Source organism: Streptomyces sp. NPDC002676 (assembly GCF_053592455.1).
The window spans coordinates 362,015-375,423 of the sequence record NZ_JBSFVT010000006.1 but is presented as its reverse complement, the minus strand read 5'-3'; the positions used below and the strand labels follow the sequence as shown (position 1 = coordinate 375,423).

Genomic DNA, 13,409 nt, shown 5'->3' with positions numbered 1-13,409 from the left:
CAGATGCTGCGCATCCCCTACGAGCGCCACCTCAGTGTCGACGAACGCCTTGCCGAGGCCGCCGCCCGGCCGGTCGTCTACCCCGAGACCCTGCTCTATGACCACGGCAAACCGTACAAGTCCGATGTCGTCAAACGAGCCTGCCGTAAGTGGAAGATCGATCTGCAGGACGCCCGCAAACTCAAAGCCACTGACAAACCCCAGGTGGAACGCCTGTTCTTGACGATCCGGGAAAAGTTCTCCATGCACGTTGCCGGGTACAAGGGCTTCAACGTCGCCCACCGCGGCAAGCACGTCGAGCAGCAGGCCCGCTGGACCCTGGACGAGATCGGCGAGTTCTTCGCCGAATACGTCATCGTGTAGGTCACCTCGCGAAAGATTTCAGTGCCCTGGTCAGCGACGTGCCATCTGAAATCTTTCCCGCCATCCGACACCGGGAGGGGCCAGCAGTGGGCATGCTGCAAGAAGTGCACGACTTCCTCGCCAGGCGCATCACCGAGGAGAGCAAGATCGGCCACGCGGTGCAGCCGAACCTTGACGGCGAATGGCCGGCGGTCTGGTACCAGGGGGCAGGCGGCGCCGACGATGAGTTCGAGACGCTCATCCTCGCCGGACCGGAGGGACCCAACTTTGATGCGGGCACCCGGGAGCGGGCCGCCTTCGTCGTGCTGAACGACCCGGCCCACGTCCTCGACTTCACCGGCTACCTGCGGTGGACCGTCGCGAACCACAAGCCAGTGCTCCAGCCCGCTGAGGAGAACGGCGAGACGATCGCCGTGAAGGCATGCCCCATCGACGGAGCTGAATGCGAGCCGCTGCTCCGCATGGCCAACATCTGGGAGCGGCACCCCTCATTCAAGAGAGAGTGGCGCTGGGAGCCGTCCGTCACCATCTCCGAAATCCTCGCGCGCAGAGACGATGAATGAACCAGCGCTACGCCACACGGTCCCGACTTCCCCGTGGCGCCTGCCCGCACCCGTAGAAGGAGTGCGTGATGACGAGCGCTGAGACCGTCACCGAGCAGGATGCTGCGCGCTGGTACGAGTTCGTCCAGGAGCGGCACGCCGAGAAGCTGCGCGAGTCGTACCCAACGGAAGACAGCACCCCGGTCACGAACACCTACCGCGAGCAGTACCGCGCGGCCCAGGCCAACTACCAGGACGTCGTCGACGCGGTGCACCGCGGTGATCAGACGGCGATGGAGGAGCACCTCGCGGGGCTGCAGGAGCTTGCGCGGAAGTGGGCAGCACATCCAGACCATCCTGAGGCTGGCACACCACTAAGGATTGAGCGATGACCGATACCCGTTGGGAAAACTACCGCAAGCTGATCATGACGTCGGGGACCTTTCACGTCGCCGGAGTACACGAGCTGTTGCGGGTGATGGGGAAGCAGCGGGCAGGAGTCCGCATCGTGCAGGACCTCGAGGAGGTTCTGGCCGCCCACAACATCGGGCATCTGCCGCCCCGCATCCCGCGGGACCAGAACGCCAAGGTCCTGCTCTACAACCGGGACATGCCGGGAGCCGGCATCGTCCTCCACCTGGCCCGGCAACTCGTCGAGGGCAAGGCTTCCGCCGATATGACCACTGATCAGCAGATCGACATGCTGTCTGCCTTCTTGGGCTGCTACCGGCCCACACCGAGCAAGGACGCGTCACCGGCATGACGCTGCACGACCAGGACGACAAGATCGTCGACGCCGAACTCGTCGAGGATGGGGAGCTGGTGCGCGCTGCGCCGGCTGCCCGTCCCCTCGTCGACGCGCACACGGTGCTGATGCCGGGCGAGGAGATCCCGACCAGCGACGAACCGCGCACGACGTACACGGAACGGGACCTGTACGTCAGCGAGGAGACCGCCCAGGCCCTCAAGGAGGCGGAGCGGGAGGGGTCGCCGCAGCGGCGTACGGCGATGCGGTTGTTCGAGGCGTGGTGTGCGGAACAGGGGCGCGTGGCGAAGCCCTGCACGACGGCAACGTACACGGAGTACGGCTGGCACCTGATGGCGAAGGGCCTCAAGGTCACGACGATCCGGCATTACATGTCCCTGATCCGGACGTCCATGCCGCCCGGGAAGAAGCCGGACAACAGCCTGTTTTTGCTGCTCCTGGGGCAGTACCGGAAGAAGAACAAGCGGGCGCTGCGCAGGAAGGAAGCGTTCCCGATCACGCTGCCGTACCTGGTCCCGATGCTGGAGAAGGCGGAGGCGGATGACCGGCCGATCGGCTGGCGCGACTCGGCGATGTTCGCCTTCGGGTACCGGTTCCTCGGGCGCAGTATCGAAGACGTCGACCTGGACCTCGAGGACCTGACGATCATCGACGACCGCGTGTTCGTCTGGCTCGCCGAGGACAAGACCCACAAGGGCGAGGAGCAGACGATCACCCTCCACGACCGGGAAGACCTGCGCCTCGTCTTCCGCCTGCGCCGGTACGTCGACTGGCTGGCCGAGCAGGGCATCACCACTGGGCCGGTGTGGCGCGAGATCCTGCGAAGCGGCAAGGTCGCGACACCGGAGACACGGGCCACGAAGGGGGGCGGGGCCACCAAGCGCGGCATCTACCTACGCCCGCAGACCGTAAACGACCGGGTGAAGTACTGGTTCGCCACGGCCGGGCTCAGGAGCGACGGGCGCCCCGTATCCTCGCACGGCCTTCGTGCCGGCGGCGCCACCGACCTCGGTATGAGCGGCGCGACGGACGAGGAGCTGGAAGAGGCAGGCCGCTGGAAGAAGGGCTCACGCATGCCTCGCGAGCGGTACGTGCGGCCGACCAAGAACACGGCCCGTGACCTCTTCAAGAAGGTGCCGGTGCACGCCACGGACGCCCAGGCACGGGAGTGATCGGCGGAGCGGGCCCGGCCGGTGACGGTCCTCGCCGCTGTGCGCGTGGGCAGTTGGGCGTGGAGGCAACCGCCACGCAGCCAATTCGGGCTAGTGCTCTGACCGGGAAGGTTCGCCGGGCCGGTGGTCGCTTCGTCAGTCTTGGAGCCAGCCGTGCATTCTCCTTTTGAGCGACGGCAGCAGTCCCGAAGAAAAGGGGTTGCCTTGGGGGCGGCGCCCACGTTGGCTGGGCAGCATGGCTGAACTGCGTACCGATCGCCTCGTGCTCCGTCGGTGGCAAGACTCCGACCTTGAACCGTGGGCGGCGATGAATGCTGATCCCGAGGTTCGGGAGCACTTGGGCGACCTGCTCACCCGTGAACAGAGCGATGCCTCCGTGGCGCAGTTCCACGCCGAGTTCGACCAGCGAGGCTACGGATGGTGGGCAGTTCAATTGCAGGCCACGGGCGAGTTCATCGGCTTCGCGGGCTTGGACCAGGTGGATGATGGCATGCCGTTCACGGGGGTAGAGATCGGTTTGGAGACTCGCTCGCTCGGCATGGGGCCACGGTTACGCCACCGAGGCCGCCCTGGCTGGCCTCGCCTTCGGCTTCGAAACGCTTGAACTCTCCGAGATCCTTGCAGTGACGACTGCTACCAACCTCCGCTCCCAAGCAGTGATGCGCCGGATCGGCATGACCCGCGACCCGGCTGACGATTTCGACGACCCCACCGCGGCCGAAGGGCCACTGCGTCCGAACGTGCTGTACCGAATCGCGCGTGGTGTGAGGGGCTGACGCTCTCGGCTCGGTCGCTTGGTCAGGCTGCGGCAGGGAGCGGGCGTCCACCCCAACGGATGCCCTTCTCGCTGCGGATGCGGGCGCGTTCGCGACGCTGCGCCGCGAGGACGTCAGGGTGGCGGGCGTTGGTGTTGCGCCAGCGCAGGTAGGCGTGCAGGGCCAGGGTCTGCACGCTGTGGTTGCGGTGGTTGGAGTTGGCGATCGTGAACTGCCGCAGTGGCCCGAAATGGGCTTCGATCGGGTTGGCCCAGGAGGCGTAGGTCGGGGTGAAGCACAACTCGACGCGGTTCTTCTTCGCCCAGCGACGGATCTTGTCACCCTTGTGGGCGGACAGGTTGTCCAGGATGACGTAGATCGGGGCGCCGTCCGGGCGCGCGGCCCGGATCGACCTCAGTGCGGCCAGGGTGTTCACCGCACCCTTCTTGCGGCGGTTGACGCCCCACAGTCGGTCGTCGCCGACGGAATAGCAGCCATGGAAGTACCGCACCCCGTGGGTGCGGTGGTAGGTCGCGGGAAGGCGCTCGGGGTGACCGGCGGAAGCCCAGCCGGCCCCGGCGGTGGGACGGATGCCGAGCGGGCCGAACTCGTCGAACGCGAACACGCGGTCCGGGACGCGTTCCAGCACCTCCTCGATGCGGTTCAGCTTGGCGTCGCGCTCGGGATCGGGCGACTCCTTCCAGGTCTTGGTGCGTTGGAAGGTGATGCCGCGGCGGGCGAGCAGGCACCGTAATGCCTCGCGGCCGATCCGGATCACTCGGCCGTGGACTTTCCGCAGGTAGGCGGCGAGTTTGCGGATGGACCAGCGGGTGAAGGGCTGGCTGAGTTTGGCCGGGCGGGTGGTGGCCGTCTGGACGACGAAATCCTCGTCGTCAGGACTGAGCAGGCGGGGACGGCCTCCCGCCCAGCGAGGGTCCAGGCAGGCCAGGCCGATCTCGTTGAACCGGTGGATGACGTCGCGGACGGTGTCCTCGTCGGCCTGGACCAGCTTCGCGATCACCGGGACCCGGTTCCCGCCGGCCGAGGCCAGCAGCATCATCGCGCGCCGGCCGCACCGAACTGGTGCTGCCCCAGCGCACGATCTGCTGCAGCTTCTGCCCCTCTCGGTCGGTCAACCTGCGTACACGGACAGGCTCAGCCACCACACCCCCAACGGTCGGATCGGACGTCTCCGGACATCCAACCGCTGGAACCGCCGACCCGGCGAACCTTCCCGGTCAGAGCACTAGCCTCCGCGTTTCGTTTCGGGTGGCTGAGCTGGTGTGATGGCCGCGAAGTGGGGTTTTGGTTGTCGGCAGCCGGGCGGGCATGGTTGAGGTCCGACGCGCGGGTCGGGTTCTCCAGGGTTCCTCGGTCGTGGGTGTGTAGGGACGGTGCCGAGGTTCAGGTGGCTGGCCGTGGCAGCGCCGCTAGGCGGGCGAATGCGCTGGTCAGCTCGTATCGCCAGGGCCAGGTCGCGGCGATCCGCAGGTGCATGCGGCGCCCGCCGCGGGTGATACGGGCAGCGGCGTGCAGCAGCCGGTAGCGGAGCTTCTTCGGCTCGGCGGCTGCCAGTTCGCCTTCCAGTAGCAGGATGCGTGTCCAGGCGAGCAGGTCGAGGGCGGTCAGGGACAGCTCCAGCCACGCTTGGTTGACCTGGAAGTGTCGGGAGGGGAAGCGGCCGAAGCCGGTGGTCTTGCCGCAGCGGATGCGGTCCTCGACGCGAGCGTGCGCGCGGTGGCGGACTTCCAGGTGCTGCAATGAGCCTTCGCCGTAGGCGGTGTCGGTGAGGAAGACCTGGTGGCGCATGCCCTCGTCGAGATCGAACAGGGACAGCTGGGCGCCGGGATGCGGGCGCTCGCGGCGGACGATGATCCGCGTGTCCTCGGGCAGGCCCGGCAGGTCGACGAGGCCGGTGAGCTCGGCGACGTGGGCGCCTTGTCGCAGGGTGCCGTCCTGTTCGAGGGCGGGGTGCCAGACCTGGTCGGGCAGCTGGCGTATCGCTCGGCGGACTGGTTCGGTGATGGACCATCCGACGGAGAAGGAGGTGTGGATCCCGCGCGAGCGCAGGCCGCGGATGTGGGCCAGGAACGCTTTGGCGGATCCAGCGCTGTCCGCACGGATGAGGATGTCGGTGCCGTGGCGGTGGACATCGGGAAGCTGGGCGAGCGCGGCGTCGAGCACGGTGATGTGGTCCTCGGCGGTGTTGGCCGCGGCGTTGCTGGGCCGCAGCAGGCCGGCCAGGGCCTCGCCGGTGTTGTCGAGGAAGCACAGCAGCGGGTGGTAGCCGAAGCCGTGTTTGTAGGTCGGCGCCGCGTTCTCCTTCTCGGAGTGGCAGGTGACCAGGGTGGCGTCGATGTCCAGGACCAGGCCCGGCAGTTCGCGGCCGCCTGCGCGGGAGGCTGGTGTTGCCTCCCGCTTCTCGTCGGCTTGCAGCCAGGCGACCTCGCGGGCGGTGGCACGGGCTGCGCGCAGAGCGCCGAGTGCGGCCAGATCGATGCCCGCCAGCAGTCGCCATGCGGTGGGATTGGACGCGATGGGGCCGAACACCTCGGCCTGATCGCGCAGCAGGGCCAGGTCGGCGATCGCCTCGCCGCCGTCGGCCAGCATCACCGCCAAGTCCACGGCGATCCGGCCGGGGGCGTGACCGGTGCCAGGTCGCCTACCGCGCAACGGCCCTGTCTCGATCAGCCCCAAGATGTCCGAGTTCAACGGAGCGTAGTCAGCACCAAGTCAGCACGGGAGGGGTGAACACGGGTGATGACGTGGGCTTTTAGTCAGCACCAAACCAGCACGGGAGTCAGCACCGCACCGTCAAATCACCCCGAACCGTGCGTCCCGGACAGCACTCGTTTCGACCTCTTCGAGCCCCTGAACCGCCCTTCCGTGAGCCGGCATGGTGGCCGCACGCATAGCCAACCCGCGAACTATGTTGCCCCACCACATGTGCGCCTGACCTGCGTGTTTCTACCGTGTGCCGACACGTACCCGTCCCCACCGCACACGAGGAAGTGGCGCACATGGCCTCCGGAACCACCGCTCCCCCACCACCCGTGAACCTCAAGCGCATCGTCGCCGCCAGCCTCATCGGCACCACCATCGAGTGGTACGACTTCTTCCTGTACGGCTCCGCCGCCGCGCTGGTGTTCAACAAGCTGTTCTTTCCGGGCTCCGATCCGCTGGTCGGCACGCTGCTGTCGTTTCTGACGTACGCCGTCGGGTTCGCGGCCCGGCCGCTGGGGACGCTCGTGTTCGGGCACTACGGCGACCGGCTGGGGCGCAAGAAGTTGCTGGTGCTGAGTCTGCTGCTGATGGGCGGGGCCACCTTCGCCATCGGGCTGTTGCCCACGCACGCGACCGTCGGCACCGCCGCGCCCGTGCTGCTCACCACGCTGCGGCTCGTCCAGGGGTTCGCGCTCGGCGGCGAGTGGGGCGGGGCCGTGCTGCTGGTGTCCGAGCACGGGGACGCGCGGCGGCGCGGTTTCTGGGCCTCGTGGCCGCAGACCGGTGCGCCGGCGGGGCAGTTGCTCGCGACCGGTGTGCTCTCACTGCTCACCGCGGTGCTCTCGGACGACGCCTTCGACACCTGGGGCTGGCGGGTCCCGTTCCTGCTCTCCGGTGTGCTGGTGCTGATCGGTCTGTGGGTTCGTCTCTCCGTCGACGAATCCCCGGTCTTCAAGGAGGCGTTGGAACGCGCCGAGTCCCGGCGGGCGACCGATGGCACAGAGACACTGCCGCTCGTCTCCGTGCTGCGCCACCACTGGCGGGACGTGCTCGTCGCAATGGGCGCGCGGATGGCGGAGAACATCAGCTACTACGTCATCACCGCCTTCATCCTCGTCTACGCCACGGATTCGGCCGACGTCTCCAAGCAGACCGCGCTCAACGCCGTACTCATCGGCTCCGCCGTGCACTTCGCCGTGATCCCGGCCTGGGGGGCGCTCTCCGACAGGGTCGGGCGGCGGCCGGTGTACCTGTTCGGCGCGGCCGGTGTCGGTCTGTGGATGTTCCCGTTCTTCTCGCTCGTGGACACCGGGTCGTTCGGGTACCTGGTGCTCGCGGTGACTGTCGGACTGGTGCTGCACGGTGCGATGTACGCCCCGCAGGCCGCCTTCTTCGCCGAGATGTTCGCGACCCGGATGCGGTACTCCGGCGCCTCCATCGGCGCCCAGTTCGCCTCCGTGGCCGCGGGCGCGCCCGCCCCGCTCATCGCCACCGCGTTGCTCGCCGACTACGGCAGCTCCACCCCGATCGCCCTTTACGTGATCGCCGCCGCGGTGCTCACTCTGTTCGCCGTGGGCGTGGCCCGGGAGACGCGGCACCGGGACCTCGCGGAGGTGACGGCAGCCGGTGACGGCGAGGGCGCCACGGCGGGCAACGCGACCGCCGGGGCACGGACAGTCTGACCGGCAGCACCCCCACTGACCCCCCGTACGGCGCTCGCCTACGGGGGTCAGTGCTGTTCCGGCGCCGACAACCGGTGCAGTCGCAGGGCCAGTTGGATCTCCAGGGTGCGCGCCGGGGTCTGCCAGTCCTCGCCCAGGAGACGGCCTACCCGTTCCAGCCGCTGGGCGACGGTGTTCACGTGGACGTGCAGCTCGTCCTTGGTTCGGGCCGGGCTCATCCCGCAGGCGAAGTACGCGTCGAGCGTGCGCAGCAGCTCCGTGCCGCGTCGCTCGTCGTAGGACGTGATCGCGCCGATGGTGCGCTGGACGAATCCGCCCACGTCCCGTTCGCCCGCGAGAAGGAGGCCGAGGAAGCCGAAGTCCTCGGCCGCCGCGCCGTCGCCCGCGCGGCCCAGCAGGCGCAGCGCGTCCAGGCAGCGGCGGCCCTCGGCGTAGCCGGCGGTCACGGCGTCGGGGTGGGCGGCCAGGTCGGCGACGGGTGCGGAGGCGCCGACGGTGACCGGCTGGTGGACGGCCGTGCCCAGCTGGCGGGCGGTGCGGCGGGCCACGTCGGCGGCGGTGTCGCCGCAGGCCAGCGGTAGCAGCAGGACCGTGCCGCCGTCGCGGGAGGCGGCCAGGCCGTGCCGGGTGGCGGCGAGGTGGGAGGCGGCCGACCACAGGCGGCGGCGTGCGGCGGCCTCCTCGTCGGCGTCGGCGGACGGGCCGTCCAGGCGCGCGGCGAGGACGACGTGGGTGGCGTCCAGGTTCGCGTCGAGGCGGGCGGCGCGTTCGCGCAGCAGGCGCGGATCCCGGTCGCGGGCGTCGAGGAGGTCGTCCAGCAGTTCGCCCCGTACGCGCTGCTCGGCCTCGGCCGCAAAGCGGCGGGCGAGCAGGAGCAGCGAGGTGACCATCGCCGCGCGTTCCAGCGTGCGCTGGTCGACCGGGTCGAGGCCCGGGTGCCCGCGCAGCACGAGCGCGCCGAGGAGTTCACCGCCCGCGGCCACCGCGGCGACCCAGTCGCTCCCGTGCCGCACAGCGTGTCCCTCGGCACGCGAAGCCTCCAGCGCGTCGGCGGGTGTCGTACCGTTTTCTGCGAACTCGACCGTGCCGTCCAGGACTTGGGAGACGGAGGCGGCCACGTCGTAGACCCCGCCGCCGCGCAGGACGAGTTCGGCGAGCCGGTCGTGGACCTCGGAGGCGCGCTCGATGACGGCGCTGCGGTCCCGGATGATCTCGTTGGCCCGCTCCAGGCCGGACAGGGCCGCGCGCGTCTCGGTGAGCAGGTTGGCGGTGTCGATGGCGGCGGCGGCAAGCGCGGCGAAGGAGCCGAGCAGGGCGATCTGCTCGCGCTCGAAGACGCGGGCGCGGCGGTCGGCGGCGTAAAGGACGCCGATGACGTGCGGGCCCAGCATCAGCGGCACACCAAGGATGGCGACCAGGCCCTCGTCGCGGACGCCGGAGTCGATGGCGAGGGTGTGCTGGAAGCGGTCGTCCTGGAAGTAGTCGTCGGTGACGTACGGCCGCGCGGTCTGGGCGACCAGTCCGCCGAGTCCCTCCCCCATGCCGAGGCGCAGTTGCTGGAAGCGGGCGGCTACGGAGCCCTCGGTGACTCGCATGTAGGTGTCGCCGCGCGCGGGGTCGTTGAGGCTGAGGTAGGCGACGTCCGTGCCGAGCAGCGAGCGGGCGCGCTGCACGATCGCCTGGAGGACGGCGTCCAGGTCCCGCAGACCGGCGAGGTCGTGGGCGGTCTCGAACAGCGCGGACAGCTCCGCCTCGCGCCGCCGCCGTCCCTCCAGCTCCGACCGGACGCGCAGGGCGAGCAGCTTGGCCTGTTCCAGTGCGGCTATCCGCTCGGCCGGGAGACCCTCGGCGCGGGCGAGCAGCACCGGCTGCTCGTACGCCTCCACGGAGGCGTCACGGGCCAGCAGTGCGAGGTACGGGGCGTCGGCGTGGTCGGCGGGACGCTCGGCCGGCTGGACGTGATCGCGAGACATGGTCACAGGATTCCGCATCGGTGGCCCGGCCGTTCGGGCCTGTGGACAACTTCCGCGCCCGGCGCCGCAGGCGGGCTCAGCGGGTTCAGTGCGCTGTCCACCCGCCGTCGAGAACCAGTGAGGTCCCGGTGACGAAGGATGCCTGGGGGCTGCACAGATACGCGACGGCCTCGGCGACCTCCCCCGGTTCGAGGAGCCGCCGTACGGCGCTGTCCTTCAGCAGCACCTCCGACACCACCCGCTCCTCCGGAATGCCATGCGCCCGGGCCTGGTCGGCGATCTGCTTCTCGACCAGGGGGGTGCGCACATAGGCCGGGTTCACACAGTTGGAGGTCACACCATGGGCCGCGCCCTCCAGCGCGGCCGTCTTGGACAGGCCCTCGAGACCATGTTTGGCGGCCACATACGCGGACTTGAAGGCCGAGGCGCGCAGTCCATGGACGGAAGACACATTGACGATCCGGCCCCAGCCCTGCACGTACATGTGCGGAAGCGCGCCGCGGATGAGCCGGAACGGCGCCTCCAGCATCACGGTCAGCACCGTGTGGAAGACGTCGGGCGGGAACTCCTCGATGGGGCGCACCAGTTGGAGGCCGGCGTTGTTGACCAGGACGTCGGTGCCGGCGGCGGCGCGTTCGGCGGCGTCGAGATCGGTGAGGTCCAGGGCGTGCGGCACGACCGTGCCCGCGAGGTCGCCGTCCCGCCGGGCGAGTTCCGCCAGCTCGGCCAGGCCCGCCGCGTCCCGGTCGACGGCTCTCACCCGGGCGCCCGCGGCGGCGAGCCGCAGCGCACAGGCGCGGCCGATGCCGCTCGCGGCACCCGTGACGAGGGCGGTCCGGCCGCCGAGGTCGAGCGGGACGGGCTGGGTGTGCGGCTGGGCGGCGAGCGGAGGGCTGGACGAGGTCATGTGCCGACCCTAGGCCGGACCCCAGCCCTCACCACATGTGGTGAACAGCCATACTTCAGTCGAGGCTCATAGGGTCAAACCATGTGGGTGCCTCGGCCAGGGCCTGCTTGATCCGGAAGAGTCCGAACTCGTTGAGGTCGGGCAGCGCGTCCACCTCGAACCACCCCACCTCCAGCGACTCGTCGTCGTTCACCCGCGCCTCGCCGCCCACGGCCCGGCAGCGGAAGGTGATGTCCATGTACTGGCAGACGTCCCCGTTGCCGTAGGTGACCGGTTCCGGGGAAGCCTGGACGAGGACGACCTCCTCGGCGACGCAGCGCACCGCCGTCTCCTCGAAGACCTCCCGCACCGCGCAGGCCGCGGGCTGCTCGCCCGGCTCCGGGATGCCCCCGATCACCGCCCACTGGCCGGTGTCGGACCGCCGCCCCAGCAGCACCCGGCCCTCGTCGTCGAAGACGATCGCGGTGACCCCGGGGAGCCAGAGCAGCTGATGGCCCGCCGAGGCCCTGATGGTGCGGATGAAGTCAGGAGTAGGCATGCGGCCGACCCTATCGGGCCGGTCCGCGGCCTTCTCGCCGGTCCAGGGGGCGTACAGCGGTCGTACGGCTACGCGCCACCGGCGCGCCGACCGCGCACTCCGGACCCGATCGCCCAGCCGATACCGCCCGCGGCGACCAGCACCAGGGCCATCTCCGGCAGGATGCCCAGCTGCGTCGCGGGCGTCTTGGAGGTGCGCAGCGGCACCTTCTGGACGAGGTAGGCGGGCACGAACATGCCTGTCTTCTGGGTGATCTTCCCGTCCGGCATGATGATCGCGCTGACCCCGCTGGTCACCGGCACGGTGACGGTCCGGCTGTGCTCGACGGCGCGGACACGGGACATGGCGAGCTGCTGGTAGGTCATCTCGCTGCGGTCGAAGGTCGCGTTGTTGCTCGGCACGGAGATCATCTCCGCGCCGTGCGTGACGGTGTCCCGAACGGCCCAGTCGAAGGCGGCCTCGTAGCAGGTCGCAAGGCCGACCTTGGCGCCGTCGATGTCGAACACGCCCGGCGTGCTGCCCCGGCTGAAGTCCTGGCGGACCATGCTGGTCCAGTTCTTGTTGATCGCGCCGACGAGCCCGCGCAGCGGGAGGTACTCACCGAACGGCTGGATCTGCCGCTTGTCGTAGGTCTGGGTCGGTCCCTGGCCCGGGTACCACAGGATCTGCTCGTTGAGCAGCTTACCGCCCTTCTCCACCACGCCGCCGACCGAGACGGGCGCCCCGACGGCCTTGGCGGCACCGTCGATGACGGCAGCCGCGTCGAAGTTGGTGTAGGGGTCGATGTCGGAGGAGTTCTCCGGCCACAGCACGTAGTCGGGCTTCGGGACCTTGCCCGCCTTGATCGCGGCGGCGAGCTTGAGGGTCTCGCGCGCGTGGTAGTCGAGGACGGCCCGCCGCTGGGCGCTGAACTCCAGCCCGGAGCGCGGCACGTTGCCCTGGATGACAGCGACGGTCGCGGTGCCGTCCTCCGCCTTGTCACTCACCAGCGACCTGGCGGCGACCGCGCCCGCCACCGGCACGGCCACGCTGAGCAGCGCGGCGGCAGCGGTCGCGCGCCGGACGTCCAGGCCGCGTCGCCGCTCCACGATCAGCCGCACGGCCTCGCACAGACCGAACCCGCACAGGACGACCGCGAAGCCGAGCACCGGCGTGCCGCCCACGGCGGCCAGCGGCAGGAAGACACCGTCCGCCTGTCCGAAGGCGATCTTGCCCCAGGGGAAACCGCGGAACGGTGCGCGCGCGCGTACCGCCTCACCGGCTATCCAGACGGCGGCGGCCCACACCGGCCAGGCCGGCAGCTTGGCCACCGCGGAGATGCCGACCGCGACCAGGGCGACGAAGACCGCCTCGATGGCGGCCAGGGCGAGCCAGGGGCCGGGACCGACCTCCACGCCGGTCCACACCAGCAGCGGCAGCAGGAAGCCGAGCCCGAAGAGGTAGCCGAGGCCGAGCGCCGCCTTCCACGTGCGTCCGCGCAGCAGCCAGGCGAAGCCGGCGAAGGCGGGCACGGCCAGCCACCACAGGATGCGCGGCGGGAAGCTGAGGTAGAGCAGCACTCCGCAGAGCGCGGAGAGGGCGGCCGGGGCCAGCCGGCGCACCAGACGGCTGCCGCGCGCGCCGGGCGCGGGCTGCGACTGGAGCTGGTCCGACTGGTCCAGGGAAGTTGCGGTGACGGTCACCCGGGGAGTGTACGGCGCGTGACCAGGCCGCCGACAGCGGTGCCCGGAGGCCGGTACCCGCCACCAGGGCCTTCGGCGCGAGCACCCGTACGTGTGCCCCAGGGGCACCACACGTCCCGCAACTGGGCGGGAATCACGACCTTCCTGTGCAACTCGTCCACAAATCGGTCATCAGCCGTTACGGTGTGGCCGAGCCTCGGCGCTGCGGCCGGACCCGGTGCGCGACCGAGGGGCTGCACAGGCCGGGAGACCGGAGTACGAGGGCGGCGGGTGGGTCGTCAGGGGAGCGGGCGGGTTGGGTTCTA

The 13,409-nt window shown here is 69.9% G+C and carries 10 protein-coding genes and 3 pseudogenes; 7 read left to right on the top strand and 6 right to left on the bottom strand.

What is annotated here, in order from left to right:
- The first annotated feature begins 3 nt into the window (after nucleotides 1-3).
- The 6 genes and pseudogenes from ACWD3E_RS20175 to ACWD3E_RS20150 all read left to right on the top strand — a co-directional run bounded on the left by ACWD3E_RS20175 (nucleotide 4) and on the right by ACWD3E_RS20150 (nucleotide 3,619).
- Nucleotides 4-363 carry a hypothetical protein gene (locus ACWD3E_RS20175; RefSeq protein WP_451388915.1) on the top strand — a complete coding sequence of 120 codons (360 nt, stop codon included), beginning with the start codon at nucleotides 4-6 and terminating at the stop codon, nucleotides 361-363.
- A gap of 92 nt (nucleotides 364-455) precedes the next feature.
- Nucleotides 456-926, top strand: coding sequence for a DUF6221 family protein (locus ACWD3E_RS20170; RefSeq protein WP_451388914.1), 471 nt, complete (start codon nucleotides 456-458; stop codon nucleotides 924-926).
- 68 nt (nucleotides 927-994) lie between these two features.
- On the top strand, nucleotides 995-1,297 hold the full coding sequence (locus ACWD3E_RS20165) for a hypothetical protein (protein ID WP_451388913.1): 303 nt from the start codon (nucleotides 995-997) through the stop codon (nucleotides 1,295-1,297).
- Nucleotides 1,294-1,668, top strand: a complete 375-nt coding sequence (locus ACWD3E_RS20160; protein WP_451388912.1) for a hypothetical protein — start codon at nucleotides 1,294-1,296, stop codon at nucleotides 1,666-1,668. The genes ACWD3E_RS20165 and ACWD3E_RS20160 overlap by 4 nt, the downstream gene beginning before the upstream one ends.
- On the top strand, nucleotides 1,665-2,843 hold the full coding sequence (locus tag ACWD3E_RS20155; RefSeq protein WP_451388911.1) for a hypothetical protein: 1,179 nt from the start codon (nucleotides 1,665-1,667) through the stop codon (nucleotides 2,841-2,843). Before ACWD3E_RS20160 ends, ACWD3E_RS20155 begins: the two co-directional genes overlap by 4 nt.
- 235 nt (nucleotides 2,844-3,078) lie before the next feature.
- A pseudogene (locus ACWD3E_RS20150) lies at nucleotides 3,079-3,619 on the top strand (GNAT family N-acetyltransferase).
- 22 nt (nucleotides 3,620-3,641) lie between these two features.
- Here the strand turns inward: ACWD3E_RS20150 and ACWD3E_RS20145 are convergent.
- A pseudogene (locus ACWD3E_RS20145) lies at nucleotides 3,642-4,761 on the bottom strand (IS630 family transposase).
- Nucleotides 4,762-5,002: 241 nt separating this feature from the next.
- A pseudogene (locus tag ACWD3E_RS20140) lies at nucleotides 5,003-6,262 on the bottom strand (IS1380 family transposase); the annotation flags it as partial.
- Nucleotides 6,263-6,618: 356 nt separating this feature from the next.
- On the opposite strand from ACWD3E_RS20140, the gene ACWD3E_RS20135 reads away from it, so the two are divergent.
- Nucleotides 6,619-8,004, top strand: a complete 1,386-nt coding sequence (locus tag ACWD3E_RS20135) for an MFS transporter (protein WP_451388910.1) — start codon at nucleotides 6,619-6,621, stop codon at nucleotides 8,002-8,004.
- Between the two features lie 47 nt (nucleotides 8,005-8,051).
- On the opposite strand, the gene ACWD3E_RS20130 is transcribed toward ACWD3E_RS20135, so the two are convergent.
- From ACWD3E_RS20130 to lnt, 4 genes are all read right to left on the bottom strand, one after another.
- Nucleotides 8,052-9,977 carry a helix-turn-helix domain-containing protein gene (locus ACWD3E_RS20130; RefSeq protein ID WP_451388909.1) on the bottom strand — a complete coding sequence of 642 codons (1,926 nt, stop codon included), beginning with the start codon at nucleotides 9,975-9,977 and terminating at the stop codon, nucleotides 8,052-8,054.
- A gap of 85 nt (nucleotides 9,978-10,062) precedes the next feature.
- Complete coding sequence (locus ACWD3E_RS20125; RefSeq protein WP_451388908.1) at nucleotides 10,063-10,884, bottom strand: 3-hydroxybutyrate dehydrogenase; 822 nt, start codon at nucleotides 10,882-10,884, stop codon at nucleotides 10,063-10,065.
- A 55-nt stretch (nucleotides 10,885-10,939) separates the two neighbouring features.
- Nucleotides 10,940-11,422: an NUDIX hydrolase gene (locus ACWD3E_RS20120; protein WP_451388907.1), complete on the bottom strand. Its 483-nt coding sequence runs from the start codon at nucleotides 11,420-11,422 to the stop codon at nucleotides 10,940-10,942.
- A 68-nt stretch (nucleotides 11,423-11,490) separates the two neighbouring features.
- Entirely contained in the window at nucleotides 11,491-13,104 is a 1,614-nt protein-coding gene (gene lnt / locus ACWD3E_RS20115; protein ID WP_451388906.1) for an apolipoprotein N-acyltransferase, read from the bottom strand.
- Nucleotides 13,105-13,409: the final 305 nt, after the last annotated feature.